Consider the following 16,225-nt stretch of genomic DNA (forward strand, 5'->3'; position numbering starts at 1 on the left):
CTTAACTACAGCATCTTGCTCAAGTTACCGCAGATTCAGGGGAAAAATTTGATGAACCAGGGGCAACGTACTCTTAAATCAAGGATATATTTGACTGAATTAGTTCAGACTTATATTGTTAAAGCTTTACACGCTGCAAGACAGTGGCGCGTCCAACTAATACGAAATTGGTTGTACAAGTATTCTTCGTGGGGTGTTGCGTCCCTATTCTTAGTCGGAGTTAGCTTGAGTATCGTGATGGCTGCCTGCTCTCCACGTAATATCGATAATACTAGTAATCCTGGCGCAGCTTCCCAGAGTAATGTAACCCTAACGTTTGTTTCGTACTCGGTTACTAGTGCAGCATACCAGCAGATCATTCCCAAATTTATCGAACAGTGGAAGAAAGAACACAACCAAAACGTCACTTTCAATCAAAGCTATGATGGATCAGGTTCCCAGACTCTGGCCGTGATTGACGGTAAAGAAGCTGATGTGGTACACCTGTCACTTGCCCTTGATATTAATAAACTTGTTCAGGCAGGTTTTATTCAACCGGGTTGGGAAAAAGAAGCGCCTAATAATGCAATTGTTACCAAATCTGTAAATGCGATCGCTATTCGTGAAGGTAATCCCAAAAATATCAAAACTTGGGCAGATTTGGCACGAGATGGCGTAAATGTGGTGACACCTGATCCTAGAACCTCTGGCGGCGCTCGCTGGAACTTCCTTACTCTGTGGGGTTCTGTGACAAAAACTGGCAAAAATGAAAATCAAGCAATAGACTTTACCTCCAAAGTCTATAATAATGCACCTTTGTTGCCTAAAACGGCTCGAAATGCCACTGAACTGTTCTTCAACGATAATAAAGGTGATGTTCTGCTCAACTATGAAAACGAGATGATTTTATCAGTACAAAATGGCAAAAAAATCTCATATGTTGTGCCTGATATTAATATCTCCATCGATAATCCTGTTGCTGTTGTAGATAAAAATGTCGATAAACACGGCACTCGTTCTGTTGCGGAAGCATTTATCAAATTTCTTTACACCCCAGACTCGCAACGAGAGTTTACCAAATTAGGATTTCGTCCCGTTGATCTGACTATTACTAAAGAAGTGGAAGGCAAATTTCCCAAAATTAAAACTATCTTCAAAGCTGAAGATTTAGGAGGATGGGACGAAATTCAAAAGAAATTCTTTGATGAAGGTGCAATATTTGACAAAATTCGAGCGAAAAAATCTTAGAATTTTCATTCTACAATAGACCTCTTGCAAAAGTCCCTAACACCCCACCCCCAACCCCTGGAGCCTTTGCGTGAGCAAATGCGGGGTGTGGGGTTCTTTATTTTTGATTTATGCAAGAGGTCTAATCATCTTCTCTAAAGCGATTTGCAAATCTTTTGTCAAATCGCTCACAGCCTGTCTAGCCGCCTGGCGATCGCCCTGACAATTTCCCCAGCGTTCGGTAACTGAAATTGGCTCTCCCACGGTGATTTGTACCTGTCGCAAACCTAACCGAGGTCGTCCCGGAAGTGTGGTATTCTGTATTCGAGAAAACATATCGAATACAAGCAAAGCTGTTTCTGCAAACCGTTCCGCCGTCGGTTGTTCCTGAATATAAGTAGCTGTGACGGCAACAAAACTTTCCACTATCCGCATATGTCGCATTCGCAAGTCTGCTTCCTGGGCAATCCAGTCTGCCAAACCGCGTTTAAAGGGTGGTAAAGTATTGATATCTGATAAATCTTCCCGATAAATGTAATTCCAGCCAGCCTCTTCCAAACGGCGACAACGATCAATAAAATTACCCTGCGCTTGAACTCCAAAATATTGTTCGGCAACTTGTAAAGCCTTATCCAACAAGCGATGGAGTCGGGCAATTAACACCTGATTCCGACTAGCAGATTCATCAGTTGAGATGTTTTTTGGGATATCTTGATGATAAAAGCGACGATAAAACTCTTCCATCTCGGTAATGAGATATTCAGCCAACCGACAGAGGCGTTGATAGTAAAACTCTTCGCCATCGCCCGAATCAATTTCTATTACCGGCAAGCCGCTATCAGCTTCCAACTTACTCAACAGCAAATCCAGTTTAGACCAAGGTGGCTCAACGTAGCGATACTGGATAGCGATCGGCACAATGATCACAGTCTCAGAACGGTTAGCTTTTTGCAAGTCTTCTACACACCAGAAGCCCATTTGAGCAACACCGGGTTCCAGTGGGCTAACAATACCACTATGACCATTCGTACCGCCTTCGGGTGCGACTGCGATCGGGAGTTCGCCATTAGCAAACAACTCCCGTGCAGTTTGAATAGCTTGGCGATCTAGTCGCCTACCGCGATGAACCGGCACACCTCCGATTCTAGAGAACAACCAAGCCAGCCAATCTCCAGCCCAAACCGTCATACCCCGGTCATAGAGAAAATAGCTGTGAACAAGAGATTGTAGTGTAATACCTTGCTGACGCGCAACCTTTGGCACAATCCGGGAAAGCAAATACAGCATACAGAGAGGATCTTCTACCTCTGGGTGTCGAAATGCCAACAAAAAGCGAATTTTTCCAGCCTGAAATTGTTGATAAAGTTCAGCTAATACCTCAACATTTTTGGCTTCAATCCGAACAATACCAGCTGTTAACCAAGGTCGAGTGCGAAATCGTAGTGCGATCGGCAGTAACCACCAAACAATCTGGAGTACCAGCCGGTTAAACCGTTGAGTAATAAATTTTAGTGGTGGTTGAGTAGACTGAATCGATCTAGGCAAGTCGCTCTCCAGATTGTATTTCTAGCGATTGTACAACGTCAGGAACGTGGATTAAATAAAATGCAAAAGTTCATCCTGTCTCTAGCTTCCCTCTCTTTTATCAGCAGAAGGATTGAGGGTGAGGTAAGCCAGGGACATACTGTATCTTATTTAATTTTTATTCCTAAGTATCAAATCAAAAATTATTTTGAATGTTTAGGAAAAGTTCGGAATAAATAGGCAAACACTGCTAAGTTCAACACAAGAACAAATATTTTTATCGCCGAGAACCCCCGAATCAATTCATAAATTTCTGGGGCAATACTGATACCAACAAGTACCAACACTAAGACGTGTGCCCAACGCTTTTCGTACCATAAACCAACGGCTTCAATAGTAGTAACAATAGCATAGACTCCTGCTCCAATGCCGCTAAATGCTAAGGTTCGCGGATTTAAGTTGAGAACTTTATCTAAAAGCCAATCAATAATTATCGATTTACCTTCTAAAACATAATTGTCTGAAAACACCTCTAGACTTTGATAATTTTTTAATGTCAATAATAAAGCGATCGAAGTAACCATAAGCAGCATGGCGGTAAATGCTTTGTAGAAAACAATTGCCACTAATCCCAATGGACGCTTTTTCAAACAACCCCCTCAATATATATAAGTGAAACTCTGATTAACTGGCTCTGGATAAGTGGAGAGTTCAAAGCTAACACTCATTTAAATTATGAATTATTAATTATCAATTTCTCGTTCCCAGTCTCTGACTCTTAATGCTTATTGGAAGCTCGGCCTCAAGACTTGCGGCACCGCAATGAGGAGCATTTCCAGCCAGAGGCTAGAAACGAGGGAGGTTTTAAAAGGGTTTTAGCTTCAGTTGACACCAATGGACTTTACCCCCGCTCCTACAAGGCTTCGGGGCTGTGGGGTTAGGTTTTTGATTACTGAATCGATGCTCTAGTTAAGGATAACCCGATGAAACTTGCAACTTTGCTCAATTCTGGGGTTTTGATTGATATTGGATGTGCTTAAGCATAGCCCGCCAAGGGCATCGCGCATTGAAATAAATCATATCCAATGGAGGTTAGCGGACTCGAACCGCTGACATCCTGCTTGCAAAGCAGGCGCTCTACCAACTGAGCCAAACCCCCATAAAATTAAAATAGTAGGTAACTTTGGTTGCTCTTGTTATTGTAACTGATATTGTTCCATTACCAAAAGGATGAAGCTAGAAAATATCCAAGTTGTTGCAGCACTGTATAAATTTGTGAAGCTGCCAGATTTTGGCGAAAAACGAGATCCTCTGCTGTCTTACTGTCAAGCGCAAGGTGTCAAGGGGACAATTTTGCTGGCAGAAGAAGGCATTAACGGTACAATTGCGGGTTCGCGTCAGGCGATTGACTCTGTTCTCTGGTTTCTGCGTTCTGACCCCCGTTTAGCTGACCTAGAATCCAAAGAATCCTATACCGAAACCCCGCCCTTTGAGCGGATGAAGGTGCGATTAAAGCCGGAAATTGTGACTTTGGGGTTGCCTGAAATTGACCCAAGTGAGCAAGTTGGCACTTATGTCAATCCTCAGGAATGGAATGATTTGATTTGTGATCCAGAAGTAACCGTAATTGACACCCGCAATGATTATGAGGTAAGTATCGGTACTTTCCAAGGGGCGGAAAATCCCCAAACTGGCTCATTCCGGGAATTTCCCAATTATGTGCTACACCACCTCGACCCAACTAAACACAAAAAGGTTGCTCTGTTTTGTACAGGCGGCATTCGCTGTGAAAAAGCCTCATCTTTCATGCTTGCCCAAGGCTTTGCAGAAGTTTATCATCTCAAAGGCGGCATTCTCAAGTATTTGCAGGAAGTTCCAGCACAGGAAAGTTTATGGGAAGGCGAATGTTTTGTCTTTGATGAGCGGGTAACTGTCAGTCATGGGTTGGATGAAGGGAGTTGTGAGCGGTGCTTCTGTTGTGGACGTCCGATTTCTGAAGAAGATAAGCTGTCTCCAAAGTATGAGCTAGGTATCTCTTGTCCGTATTGTTTTGATAGCCTCACCGAGGAGAAAAGAGCGCGTCAGCAGCAAAAATGGCGTCACTACCAAACCCAAGTTGCTAACAAAAATCGGATCTAAGGGTTTATTTTGCATTGCTAAACCCCGACGACAGATCCGGTTTTTTCCATCACACATATTTTGTGTTTTCTGTCAATGCGTAAGTCCTAGTTTTATCTTGGGCGTCCCAATGTAGTGATATATAGAACAGCTTCATCAGCAGGAATACCCAAAACGTCATTTACTTGGTCATCAAAAAATCCAGCGATGCCACTGACGCCGAGATTTAGGTGGATTGCGGCTAAATTCAGGCGTTGTCCTAAATGACCAGCATCCAGATGTAAGTAACGGTAAACGCGATCGCCATATTGTGCGATCGCAGCTTTCAAATCGGCTGTATGAAATAACACCGCTCCTGCATCCCGCCCTAATTCTTGTCCTAAACAGAGAAAGTGTAACTCTCGCCGAAAGTTTTTAAACCGAATTTGGCGCAATTCTTGGGCTTTAGGTGCGTAATAATAACAACCCGCCTCCAATCCTTGGACTCCGGAAACAGCAATGAATGTTTCGATTAAATTCAAATCAAAGTAGTCTGGAGAAATATCTAAATTTTGGTCGATGTAATTTTGCGGTTGGTAAGTGAAATCGAGTAAACTTTTCAACTCATCGAAAGTTAAATCATCACCATTGTAAGCGCGGGTAGAGCGTCGCTTGTACATTGTGATTTCCAGTTTTGAAAGATTTTGCCCCCAGTCTATAGGCGCGGTGGTGGTAGGAATTTTCAAACAGAAAGGAAAGTTGTATTTATCCTCCAAAGATTTTTCTTGTTTAATAGTTGGGAGATTGAGATTGCCAGTTATACCTAATTGAATCTGGGTGTGTCGATGGAAATATGCCAGCAGTTCACCATCGGGGATTTGAGGATAACTGGTTTCGGTGGCCGAAGGTAAAGCAGTACATCCCAATGGTAAATTTTGATTGACATCTAATAAGTCTGCCAGAGGTAAGACAGCGATCGCACCTTCTTGTTGCGGATCGATATAAAGCAGATCGTTTACCGATTCATCCACAAAACCACCGATTAAATGGGGGCGATAGTCAGTAATCGCACCAGCCAATTCGATATTGCCCAACAGGTGTCCCGTATCTAGAAAAATCCGGCGGTAAGCCCGATCTTCATAGCGCCACGCAGAACGATAAAATACCGCAGTCACAATAATTGCTAGTTGGGTATTATCTAGGGAAGGATGCCAGAAACAAGCAGCTTGGAGAGTTTGCCAAACATCACTTTCCCAATAATGCATCAGGGAATGATCCCGACACTGGTAGTTATACAGACCAGGTGGCAATAACGACGTACCACGGGAAACCACATACACCTCGGCAGGGTATAATCCGCCTGCACTGGGAGCAGCACGTAAATACCCCGCACTACCCATAGAAGGTATTTTCGCTGTCAATCCATAGCTGCGAAACAGCAGCCGTGAAAGTCTTTGCCACCATTGAGCATCTGGGTTATTAGCATAAGCCTCTGGTTTTTCTTGGATATAGGGTTTGAGATCAAAAGTAGAGCCAATTTTGTACTCTTTAAAGGGAATGGGCTGTTTAGCCCAATCTAACCCTTGATTTTTGGAGGCGAGAGTATCAGGGTTGTATTTAGTCCGTTCGTGATAATGCTGGGCAATTGATTCGTGTAATTCTGGCATAGTACTTTGAATATCCTTGGGGCATCCTTTTTTTGATCTTGGCATTCATTAGCCTGATTATTTCGTGTAAATTAGTACAATCTTCAGAGTTATAAAGTGGTAAACGGTAACAATTGAATTGGGCATTGGGCGGCTGCGCCGACTTGTACTCCTAGGTCGAAGCACCTAGCGTCATTCTTGGGAAGGCAGGCGCTAACTGAACCGTATTGAACTATAAACCTTTATATTGAAATTATGTGGCGCTTCAATTCATGGCAAACCCTTGATCTTAATCTGCCACATTCAACACTAACTCTATGCTGATTAATCGCAAGAGGATCGCAGACTATGACCCAGACAGTACAGAAACTTAGGCTTGAACTATCTCAGCTATCTATTCAAGGAGTTTATTTGGGTAGTTGCAATAGGTCATGGAAAGCGAGGTCATGGAAAGCGCAGACCAGATTATTGGAAGAAACGACAGGTTGAATGATGCTTTAGAAGACAAAAAATAAACTTATTAATTTATCTTAACTTTTCACAACCCCCGAATCGCAATTTCTAACCCTTCACATACACCGCTCAGAAAATCTAAATCCAAAGTAGCAACAGTGTCACTAGATTTGTGATAATGTGGATTTCGCAAGAATGCCGTATCTGTAACCATCATTGCCGGATAACCCAAATCCCAAAAAGGTGCATGATCACTACGTCTGGTTTGGGGAACTATTAAGCCTCGATTTGGTACGGGTAGCCATTGACTAGATACGCCAGCTTTCCGAATATTACGGCTCATGCCAATTAAGTCAGGCAATGTCCGCAAATTCCCAATTAAAGCAATAAAATCACCTCTGTCTGGGTAGAAGCGTTCCAGAGGAGAGGGGTAACTTTGAGAGCCGGCTGTAGAATCCTTATAGCCCAGCATTTCTAGCGAAATCATTAAGCGCAGCTGTTGCTTTTGTTGATGCAACAAAGCTGCATAGTCAGCACTACCCAGTAAGCCGTATTCTTCCATATCGAAAGCAACCAGCCTTAAGGGATATCTTACAGCTTGGGCAGCAAACTTTCTGGCTAATTCCAGCAACACCGCCACACCTGTAGCATTATCATCAGCTCCTGGTGTTCCCGGAACGGTATCATAATGAGCGCCAATTAAAATAGGTGGCAAATCATTTTTTTTCCCTCTAGCTTGCGAGGGTAAATTTAATATCAAGTTCTTACAAGCTTTACCTCTGACTTCAAAGGTGTGGATTTCCACACTCCCCCATTGGGAAAATTGCTGGCGGATGTATTCTTGGACAAAAAAATGTCCAGCCGTTGCCATGTAAGGATCACGTTCTCGCGCTACCTGACTCAGGGAAGTTTGTAATCGCTCTGTTAAATTCAAATTTTTAAAATAGTGAGAATATGAGAGTTAGAGTTTTCAGGCACTCAAAAAAGCAGAACAAGTATTATTAAGGTGCATTTACCAACTTGTAGATACCATAAATAGAAGTAGCAGCATAACAAGAATTGAGGCAGCTTAGGCACACCAACCATCTCAATGCTATCCTAGTCTTGCAACTATCTCCTCTAACTGCACTTCTGAGCTTACTGCCTTAATGATGACTATTATACAATTGGGGTGTTTTTATCCTGTGGCACAAAGCTAGAGGTAGTTCCACCCAATCATAATAAATATATAAGACACTTTAGGAGAAGAGTAACGCATGGGCAAGGTAGTCGGCATCGACTTGGGTACAACCAACTCAGTAGTCGCCGTTATGGAGGGTGGCAAGCCGGTGGTGATTGCCAATGCAGAAGGAATGCGAACAACCCCCTCCGTAGTTGGCTTTAGCAAAGAAGGTGAAAGGGTGGTTGGGCAAATGGCACGGCGCCAAACCGTCCTCAATCCCCAAAATACCTTTTTCGCAGTGAAACGCTTCATTGGGCGGAAGTATGGCGAACTTAACCCAGATTCCAAGCGTATACCCTACACTATCCGCAAAGACGAAGTAGGTAATATTAAGATTGCCTGTCCCCGTCTGAATAAAGATTTTGCCCCAGAAGAAATTTCGGCTATGGTGCTGAAGAAATTGGCAGACGATGCTAGCCGCTATTTGGGTGAACCAGTCACAGGGGCAGTGATTACAGTACCCGCTTATTTTAACGATTCTCAGCGCCAAGCAACCCGTGATGCTGGCAGAATTGCCGGTTTAGAGGTGTTGCGGATTCTCAATGAACCGACTGCTGCATCTTTGGCTTATGGATTAGATCGGGGTGAGACGGAAACTATCTTAGTATTTGACTTGGGTGGTGGCACCTTTGACGTGTCGATTTTAGACGTTGGTGATGGGATATTTGAAGTTAAGGCTACCAGTGGAGATACGCAACTTGGTGGTAATGACTTTGACAAAAAAATCGTAGATTGGTTAGCAGATCAATTTCTGGAAACAGAAGAGGTAGACTTAAGACGCGATCGCCAAGCTTTGCAACGTCTAATGGAAGCGGCGGAAAAGGCCAAAATTGAACTTTCGGCTGTCAGCGTCACCGATATTAACTTACCCTTCATCACCGCCACGGAAGATGGCCCCAAACATCTGGAAACTAGTCTAACTCGTTCCCAGTTTGAAGGCTTGTGTGGCGATTTGGTGGGGCGCTTGCGGATACCAGTCAAACGAGCGCTCAAAGATGCCGGACTTTCACCTAGAGACATTGAAGAAGTTGTATTAGTTGGCGGTTCGACACGGATGCCAATGGTAAAACAACTTGTGCGGGACTTGATTGGCACAGAACCTAACGAGAACGTCAACCCCGATGAAGTCGTGGGAGTGGGTGCAGCAATTCAAGCAGGTATTCTCGCCGGCGAACTTAAAGATGTGCTGCTTTTGGATGTTACACCCCTCTCTTTGGGATTGGAAACCATCGGCGGCGTGATGAAAAAACTCATTCCCCGCAACACCACCATCCCAGTTCGCCGTTCTGACATTTTTTCCACGTCCGAAAATAACCAAAATACTGTGGAAATTCACGTAGTCCAGGGTGAACGGGAAATGGCAGCAAACAACAAGTCTTTAGGACGATTCAAGCTGTATGGCATCCCGCCAGCGCCACGAGGAATCCCTCAAGTTCAGGTGTCATTGGATATTGACGCTAACGGTATTTTACAGGTAACAGCCCTAGATAGAACCACTGGGCGAGAGCAGAGTATCACCATTCAGGGCGCTTCCACCTTAAACGAGTCGGAAGTAAATCGGATGATTCAAGACGCTCAGAAATACGCCGATGTTGATCGGGAACGTAAAGAAAGGGTAGAAAAACGGACTCGTTCTGAGGCGTTGATTTTCCAAGCAGAGCGACAACTCAGAGAAGTAGCGCTGGAATTTGGTATGCAGTTTGCCCGCAGCCGCCGCCAAAGAATTGATAATATTTGCCGACAACTAAAGGAAAGTCTCAAGGAAAATAGCGATCGCGGTATTGATCAATCCTACGCCGACTTGCAAGATGCTCTCTATGAGCTAAATCGAGAAGTCCGCGAGACTTATGCTGAGGATGAAGACGACGACTTATTTGGTACTATCCGGGACATCTTTACTGGCGGTGATAAGGATAAAGAACGCGAATCTCCCAGAGATACAACATATCGAGAACGCGACTCATACGGTAAGGATTATGGCAAAGATTACGGTAAAGACTATGGCAGAGACTATAGTCGGGAGGATCGTTCTTCTTCCTATGACAGCCGTCCTCCACGCAAATCACGCCCCAGCTACCAAGATAACTGGGATGATGAAGAAGACAATGATTGGTTGTAGTACTTTTAATAAAAGTTAGAAGTTAGAAGTTAGAAGTGAGGAGTTAAAAATTAAATCTTTCAACTCCTAACTCCTGTACAGACGCGATTAATTGCGTCTCTACTCATAATTAATCAAAAATCTAAAATCAAAAATCTAAAATTTAAATAACTGACTATGCAAAATTTGCCGAATTTCCGCGATTACTACGAGATTTTGGGAGTATCTAAAGATGCCTCTAGTGAGGAAATTAAAAAGGTTTATCGGCGGTTAGCAAGGCAATATCACCCCGATCTCAATCCGGGTAACAAAGAATCTGAGGAAAAATTTAAAGATATTGGCGAGGCTTATGAAGTCCTTTCAGACATGGCCAAGCGAGCGCAGTACGACCAGTTTAGCCGTTACTGGAAGCAAAAAGGCTTTGCAGGCAATAAACAGACGCCAAAGGCTAAAACTTGGCAGAGTAGTGCTAGCGATCGCAACGTTAATCAGGAGGTAGATCCAAGTCAATTCTCTGACTTTGAAAGCTTTATTAATCAAGTTATTGGCGTCAAAAATAAGGGCGCGACAAATAACTCCACTAATGGCAATACTAGCGATCCGTTTCGTTCCCCCAGAACAAAAGTTGCCTATACCGTTAATACCCCACCTCGTACAACTCGGCGGGATATAGAAGCCAGATTAACGCTCCCACTAGAAAAAGCTTATCAAGGTGGCAATGAACGCATTCGTTTGGAAGATGGGCGATCGCTAGAAGTTAGTATGCCTCCAGGTATGGTAACAGGTCAAACCATCCGTTTGCGAAACCAAGGCGTTGGTGGTGGTGATCTCTACTTAAAAATTACCGTTGAACCTCATCCATTATTTAAGTTAGAAGGTTTAAATATACTCTGCCAAGTCCCAGTTACTCCCAGTGAGGCAGTTTTAGGAGGACAGGTAGAAGCCCCCACTCTCGATGGCCCTGTAAAAATGACTACTCCTCCCGGAGTTCGGTCTGGTCAAAAATTCCGACTAGGGAATAAAGGCTATCCCAGCGATGATGGGAAACGTGGCGATCAATTAGTAGAAATTCAAATAGTTACACCGAAAAATATTAGTCAAGAAGAACGGGAACTTTACGAAAAGTTACGGCAATTTGAAACCTTTAAACCCCGTGCTGATTTACTAGGTTAGGGATGAACTATGAATGGTCATAAAGCTATTGATCAGAATAATTACTAATTCGTAATTATTTTGACTTCAGTCTTCATCTTGAAAAATAGTTTCTATATCTTGTGAGCCGTGCAAGATACGTATAATTTCTATACCTTCGTTTATTGGACGATAAAAAATTAAATAATTTTTCACCGGGAAACTTCGCAAAAAAGGAGCCAATTCACCACATAGTCTGCCCATTTGAGGAAATTTAGCCAGTTTCGGAAAACTTTCTCGCAGAGTATCAAAAAGTGTGTCAGCAGCTTTTAAGTTATTTGGCGCGAGATATTTCCATATATCCTCAATATCTCGCGCCACTTGAGTAGAAATCCGAAATCGACTCATACAGAATCGCTGTTAGCCAAATTTTGCTGTCCTCGTACTTTAATATCTGCAAAAAAAGCTGAAAGTGACTCCTGATTATATTCAGTATAGTGACCGCTCTCAAGTTGCTTAATACCAATGTCAATCTGACTGCGTAACGCTTCTAGCTTGAGTTTTTGCAGTTCTTCCTCAAGGCGTTGGAGTTCATCTATCATCTGCTGAAACGCTTGTGCCTCATGCACCACAACCTCAGCTTTCCCATTCACAGTTAGTACAAGGGGGGACTTTGTGGCCTTGATCCGTTCTACGTAATCCTTAGCATTGCGCTTGAAGTCGGTAAGAGTTTGAATATTTTCGAGATTAATTTTGATGTACATCGCATCTAATTAAATACTTTATAAAATATTTTATCAGATGTTAGACCTGCTGTGTCTTCTCCAATTCAGAAAGGATTTAAAATATAAAAAACATATTTGAGCAAAGTGACTCAAACAGCCGTGAATCACAATGGGGCAATACCACAAAGCAGTAAACTAACTTATTACTCCCTGCTAGGACTGCATCCCTCGGCATCAGTAATTGATATTCGTCGCGCTTATCGAGAACTGAGCAAACGCTATCATCCTGATACTACAGACTTGCCGACTGCGATCGCCACTCCCAAATTTCAGCAAATCAACGAAGCTTACGCCACCCTTAGCCATCCAGAACGTCGCTTCGGCTACGATTTAAAAATTGGCTATTCCCGGTTTGGAGTGATTCAACCACCCCCTGATTTGAATCATCCCGTTTCCCGTTCTCATGACTGGTCAAAATCAGCTTACCTCGATGCGAGCGAGCGCCCCCTCTCGTCTGGCGAAATCTTTGCTTTATTTATGCTGGTGTTAACATTTGTAGGTTGTCTACTACTAGCAGTTACCATCGGCTTAACTCGTGGTGAAACTGCTATCCAAACCCATTTGCTGCAACCAACTGCACCTGTACAACAGCAGATTATCCATGTGTCGCAACCAATTACCCCTATGGTAATTAAAAATAAAAAAATTTCCTAATCCAAAATCCTAAATCCTAAATTCCTATGCCTCTTCTTCCCTCTGATACCCCCCTATATAATCATTCCCTGCCACAAATTGAGCAGTGGCTAAAAGACCAAGGCTGTCAACAAGACGATGTAGAGAGACATTGCTGGCGTGTACAGCGACCTAGTTGGCAAGCTGAATTATGGCTTGATGTTGAGCAAGTCGTAGTGCGATATGTCCAATCCGGGCAAAATGGACAAGATATCCAACGCTCATTCAAATATTCCCTTAGTCGGGATGATATAGAACAAGCTGTATTTTCTGGCCCCTAAAAAAGTGCGAAGTGGCACAGAGATAAGTGCGATCGCATGAGTTGGGAGGCGGGACGAATGCGATCAGATCAGTTGTTTAAACAGGTACAATTGTTAAACTCTGATCCAAATGGAGGTAGAATCTAACAACACATCCGATACCCACAACATACTACACCATGATTTGCATCGCAAAAGCGGACGCAAAAATTCTTATACATATTTTCACTACTGTTTTCTGGAATCAACGCTTTTTAAAGCATCTTTACCTATGGCATGAATGCACCAGCCTAGACTACCTATTCAGCTAAGATAACTAATTATCAAGAAGTTTTAATAAATAGCTCATGTCCTCAACTCCTCTGACACTAAACCTAATTGAAGGTTCTGTCTCCTTTAGTTTTTCACCCCAAGCAGCACGAGAATTAAAGACAGCGACGGATAAACTGATGGAGCGCCTGAAAGCTGTCGCCGCTAAACCTACTCCTGGCGGCGGTAAAATCACTCCCCAGCCTCCCCTAGAATATTGTTATACGGGTGAAGTATTTTTAGAAATTTTCTGTAATCCTAATATCTGGCCAACGCCCTTCGCAGCCAAAGTTTTGCTGACTGTCCGCAACGTCAACATCCGCTTGACTACTGAAGCTGAACTTACCCGCATGATTGAAGACATTAATCAGTATTTAGAGCAAGTTGGGTAACATTTATATAAAAATTACCGGAGCAGTTCAACATTAGAAACTACCCCGGTTTGAGAATCAGATACAAAATGTCAAATGTCAGACTGATAAACTTGATTTAAGCACTCAACTTTAGAAAAGTTTAATCAAGTATTTGAGTATTTAGTCCAACTTTACTCAAGCTATAGCACCAGATATAGTTGCTAATAATATAGACAAATGTCCAGATTATTAGTTTAGAAGTTTTACCTAAATTTTCCTTGACCGACGTTCTAGGGTAAGTATGGTCTTGCCATAAAGTGAGATGCTAGACTGTAAGTAATTTAGAGTGTTTAATCAAAAAGTTACGCAACTTATCTTTGAAAATTAATCGTTACCGTGAGTAGATACAACATAGATGCTGAAGATGTATTCAGGCGTTACGCCTCAGGAGAAAGAGACTTTTTTGGGGTCAATTTAAAAGGCTGCGCTCTATGCAAATGGAATCTCAGTGGCGCTAACCTCAGTGATGCTAACCTTAGTGGTGCTGACCTTAGTGGTGCTAACCTCAGTGGTGCTAACCTAGCTCGATCTAATTTAATAGCAACCAAAATGAATGCTGTCGATCTTACTTATGCTGATTTGTACAGTACTGATTTGACTCATGCTGATTTAAGGAGTGCGAATATGACTCATGCCTATTTATTAGGTGCTGATTTAAGCAGCGCGAATATGAATCGTGCCAATTTAACTAGTGCCGATTTAACTGGCTCCAGTTTGAACAATGCCAATCTTCAAAATGCAAATTTAACTGATGCTATGGTGATTTGGGTTTATTTAGATGGTACAGATTTTACTAACGCCGATTTGACTAATGCCACCTTATTTGATTCTTATATAAATAACGTTAAGCCAAAGGCTCTTAATTTATTAGACACCATATCTCTATTAGAGATTACATCCTTATCAGATTCTAATAAAGAAGGTACCCATTTACACAATACAACTATGCCAGACGGTAATATCATCTTTGATAGCATTTATTTGAATTAGTGGCGTGAAAATTTATAATTACTGAAATTTCGACTAAATTTCAGTAATTAATGTTGCCTTTTAACACTAATCGCATTTATGAATTAAATGCAAGGCAATATTCTACATATCTTGGAATATAAGGAATTTTTATTTTTCTCTGCCTGAAATAATGCAATAGTCATCGGCTCTGGGAATATGTCTATATTTTACCACGATTGACTATCAAATCAGCAAAGTTTTCCAACACAGAAAAAATTGTTCTGATGCCTTCTTTGACTTGAATAGTTGTATCAATTCAGACTCAAATGCCCCTGTGTTAATGAAAAACGCAAGATTCTCTATGGGGGAATGCTCATTAAAAACCAGAGATTATCCCCCAACTTGGGTGTCGAATCGTTGATTGTGATATCCACACATCGAAAATCAACTCCCAATCCCAAATCCGAAATCAAAGATTGATTAGTCGTTGTCCCATTGTTCACGACCAATTAGGTCGCCAATGCGATCGCGCAACAAAAAGTCACATTTCTCTAATTCACATTCAACGCAAACCCACTCTCTCGCTGGAATGTATTGGCAGAGGGTATATATTGGCTGTTGTCTGCTAATCATTCCCTTTTGCACTAGTCGGCGTGCTTCGTCTTGAATCACATCTAGAGAATAGTAATTGATAGAAGGCACCGTATTTACACTCATCGTTTTTACTCACTAATTAACATTTACGATAGTATTCCCGTTAATAATTAGGAACAAACATCACAGAATTTAGACTTGTGGCCAGGATTTTGTAGTTTGCTATACGGAACTGTTTTTATTTTGACGCTACATATCCTGAAATTATCTCAAGAAATGTTAAGAAAGTCAACAAACCCTGACATTTTGGGAAAATCCGCTTTACAAAAAAAGTTCCGAGTAGTTAACTTAACCTGCTTCTTTAGCTGTATGACTTTTATCCAATAAGTCTGAAAGTCCTGCCATTACTGTCTTAAGGCAAGATTTGGCAGTTGGGAAGAGTTCAGGGCGCGTCACGGAGAGCGAGTCATAGAGCGTCACAGCCCGCCGCAGGTCTTACCCTGAGCCTGCGCCGTACCACTTCCCTGCGGGAGGGACGCGCAAGGGACGTGGAAGCAAGCTACGCGCAGCGTCTCGTAAAGAAGGGCATCGCTTACATATCAAATTAATCACCTTAAAATCGAATCTAGAACTGCTGGTATTTATCTAAGGGTAAATAACACAAGAATATTTATCAGATACTAAGATACAAAACATAGCCGTTAAAGTACACTACGAAAGCTTTTACCCTAGCATTTTTTAACAATTTCTTAAGCTAAACAGAAAGCGTATATATAGCAATCCTATTTGATTTGCTCTCCACCGAGAGGCTCAGATCGCCGACTTCTTCAAGAAGTCGGCGATCTTTTTGTTCCTAGCGCATTT

At 42.4% G+C, this 16,225-nt stretch carries 15 protein-coding genes and 1 tRNA gene; 8 read left to right on the forward strand and 8 right to left on the reverse strand.

The features are described from left to right. The first annotated feature begins 51 nt into the window (after positions 1 to 51). Complete coding sequence (locus tag V7K15_RS14115) at positions 52 to 1,227, forward strand: sulfate ABC transporter substrate-binding protein (RefSeq protein ID WP_442949673.1); 1,176 nt, start codon at positions 52 to 54, stop codon at positions 1,225 to 1,227. Between the two features lie 108 nt (positions 1,228 to 1,335). Here V7K15_RS14115 and V7K15_RS14120 read toward each other — a convergent pair whose 3' ends face one another. From V7K15_RS14120 to V7K15_RS14130, 3 genes are all read right to left on the reverse strand, one after another. Further along, positions 1,336 to 2,751: a lysophospholipid acyltransferase family protein gene (locus tag V7K15_RS14120; RefSeq protein WP_334906115.1), complete on the reverse strand. Its 1,416-nt coding sequence runs from the start codon at positions 2,749 to 2,751 to the stop codon at positions 1,336 to 1,338. Positions 2,752 to 2,933: 182 nt separating this feature from the next. Then, positions 2,934 to 3,380, reverse strand: coding sequence for a DUF2127 domain-containing protein (locus tag V7K15_RS14125; RefSeq protein ID WP_334906116.1), 447 nt, complete (start codon positions 3,378 to 3,380; stop codon positions 2,934 to 2,936). A gap of 436 nt (positions 3,381 to 3,816) precedes the next feature. Beyond that, positions 3,817 to 3,889: transfer RNA gene (locus tag V7K15_RS14130), tRNA-Ala, on the reverse strand. Positions 3,890 to 3,960: 71 nt separating this feature from the next. Between V7K15_RS14130 and trhO the strand changes: the two genes are divergently transcribed. Continuing rightward, positions 3,961 to 4,869 carry an oxygen-dependent tRNA uridine(34) hydroxylase TrhO gene (trhO, locus tag V7K15_RS14135; protein ID WP_334906117.1) on the forward strand — a complete coding sequence of 303 codons (909 nt, stop codon included), beginning with the start codon at positions 3,961 to 3,963 and terminating at the stop codon, positions 4,867 to 4,869. A 92-nt stretch (positions 4,870 to 4,961) separates the two neighbouring features. Here the strand turns inward: trhO and V7K15_RS14140 are convergent, their stop codons facing one another. Both V7K15_RS14140 and V7K15_RS14145 read right to left on the reverse strand, forming a co-directional pair. Further along, the gene (locus tag V7K15_RS14140; RefSeq protein ID WP_334906153.1) at positions 4,962 to 6,494 is read right to left on the reverse strand and encodes a SagB/ThcOx family dehydrogenase; all 1,533 of its coding nucleotides are present in this window, start codon (positions 6,492 to 6,494) and stop codon (positions 4,962 to 4,964) included. Between the two features lie 517 nt (positions 6,495 to 7,011). Further along, positions 7,012 to 7,860: a M28 family peptidase gene (locus V7K15_RS14145; protein ID WP_334906118.1), complete on the reverse strand. Its 849-nt coding sequence runs from the start codon at positions 7,858 to 7,860 to the stop codon at positions 7,012 to 7,014. A 322-nt stretch (positions 7,861 to 8,182) separates the two neighbouring features. On the opposite strand from V7K15_RS14145, the gene dnaK reads away from it, so the two are divergent. Then, positions 8,183 to 10,267: a molecular chaperone DnaK gene (gene dnaK / locus V7K15_RS14150; RefSeq protein ID WP_334906119.1), complete on the forward strand. Its 2,085-nt coding sequence runs from the start codon at positions 8,183 to 8,185 to the stop codon at positions 10,265 to 10,267. Between the two features lie 156 nt (positions 10,268 to 10,423). After that, complete coding sequence (locus V7K15_RS14155; RefSeq protein ID WP_334906120.1) at positions 10,424 to 11,419, forward strand: J domain-containing protein; 996 nt, start codon at positions 10,424 to 10,426, stop codon at positions 11,417 to 11,419. A 66-nt stretch (positions 11,420 to 11,485) separates the two neighbouring features. On the opposite strand, the gene V7K15_RS14160 is transcribed toward V7K15_RS14155, so the two are convergent. Both V7K15_RS14160 and V7K15_RS14165 read right to left on the reverse strand, forming a co-directional pair. After that, on the reverse strand, positions 11,486 to 11,785 hold the full coding sequence (locus V7K15_RS14160; protein ID WP_334906121.1) for a type II toxin-antitoxin system RelE/ParE family toxin: 300 nt from the start codon (positions 11,783 to 11,785) through the stop codon (positions 11,486 to 11,488). Continuing rightward, a complete protein-coding gene (locus tag V7K15_RS14165) occupies positions 11,782 to 12,141 on the reverse strand; it encodes a type II toxin-antitoxin system Phd/YefM family antitoxin (RefSeq protein ID WP_334906122.1) in 360 nt (119 codons plus the stop codon). The genes V7K15_RS14160 and V7K15_RS14165 overlap by 4 nt, the downstream gene beginning before the upstream one ends. Before the next feature lie 138 nt (positions 12,142 to 12,279). Between V7K15_RS14165 and V7K15_RS14170 the strand changes: the two genes are divergently transcribed. From V7K15_RS14170 to V7K15_RS14185, 4 genes are all read left to right on the forward strand, one after another. Further along, the gene (locus tag V7K15_RS14170; protein ID WP_334906154.1) at positions 12,280 to 12,816 is read left to right on the forward strand and encodes a J domain-containing protein; all 537 of its coding nucleotides are present in this window, start codon (positions 12,280 to 12,282) and stop codon (positions 12,814 to 12,816) included. 26 nt (positions 12,817 to 12,842) lie between these two features. Next, positions 12,843 to 13,115 (forward strand): DUF3143 domain-containing protein, encoded by a 273-nt coding sequence (locus V7K15_RS14175; RefSeq protein ID WP_334906123.1) that lies wholly within the window; start codon positions 12,843 to 12,845, stop codon positions 13,113 to 13,115. Positions 13,116 to 13,441: 326 nt separating this feature from the next. Further along, positions 13,442 to 13,795, forward strand: coding sequence for a hypothetical protein (locus V7K15_RS14180; RefSeq protein WP_334906124.1), 354 nt, complete (start codon positions 13,442 to 13,444; stop codon positions 13,793 to 13,795). Between the two features lie 357 nt (positions 13,796 to 14,152). After that, positions 14,153 to 14,806 (forward strand): pentapeptide repeat-containing protein, encoded by a 654-nt coding sequence (locus tag V7K15_RS14185; protein WP_334906125.1) that lies wholly within the window; start codon positions 14,153 to 14,155, stop codon positions 14,804 to 14,806. Positions 14,807 to 15,247: 441 nt separating this feature from the next. Here the strand turns inward: V7K15_RS14185 and V7K15_RS14190 are convergent, their stop codons facing one another. Then, complete coding sequence (locus tag V7K15_RS14190; protein WP_069073690.1) at positions 15,248 to 15,484, reverse strand: DUF4327 family protein; 237 nt, start codon at positions 15,482 to 15,484, stop codon at positions 15,248 to 15,250. Positions 15,485 to 16,225 lie beyond the last annotated feature (741 nt).

The organism is Nostoc sp., assembly GCF_036919815.1.
GTDB lineage: Bacteria > Cyanobacteriota > Cyanobacteriia > Cyanobacteriales > Nostocaceae > Nostoc.

Bases quoted from the DNA above. Each gene is read 5' to 3' on its own strand.
- V7K15_RS14115 (WP_442949673.1), top strand. From the start codon at position 52: ATGAACCAGGGGCAACGTACTCTTAAATCAAGGATATATTTGACTGAA.
- trhO (WP_334906117.1), top strand. From the start codon at position 3,961: ATGAAGCTAGAAAATATCCAAGTTGTTGCAGCACTGTATAAATTTGTG.
- V7K15_RS14140 (WP_334906153.1), bottom strand. From the start codon at position 6,494: ATGCCAGAATTACACGAATCAATTGCCCAGCATTATCACGAACGGACT.
- dnaK (WP_334906119.1), top strand. From the start codon at position 8,183: ATGGGCAAGGTAGTCGGCATCGACTTGGGTACAACCAACTCAGTAGTC.
- V7K15_RS14155 (WP_334906120.1), top strand. From the start codon at position 10,424: ATGCAAAATTTGCCGAATTTCCGCGATTACTACGAGATTTTGGGAGTA.
- V7K15_RS14160 (WP_334906121.1), bottom strand. From the start codon at position 11,785: ATGAGTCGATTTCGGATTTCTACTCAAGTGGCGCGAGATATTGAGGAT.
- V7K15_RS14165 (WP_334906122.1), bottom strand. From the start codon at position 12,141: ATGTACATCAAAATTAATCTCGAAAATATTCAAACTCTTACCGACTTC.
- V7K15_RS14175 (WP_334906123.1), top strand. From the start codon at position 12,843: ATGCCTCTTCTTCCCTCTGATACCCCCCTATATAATCATTCCCTGCCA.
- V7K15_RS14180 (WP_334906124.1), top strand. From the start codon at position 13,442: ATGTCCTCAACTCCTCTGACACTAAACCTAATTGAAGGTTCTGTCTCC.
- V7K15_RS14190 (WP_069073690.1), bottom strand. From the start codon at position 15,484: ATGAGTGTAAATACGGTGCCTTCTATCAATTACTATTCTCTAGATGTG.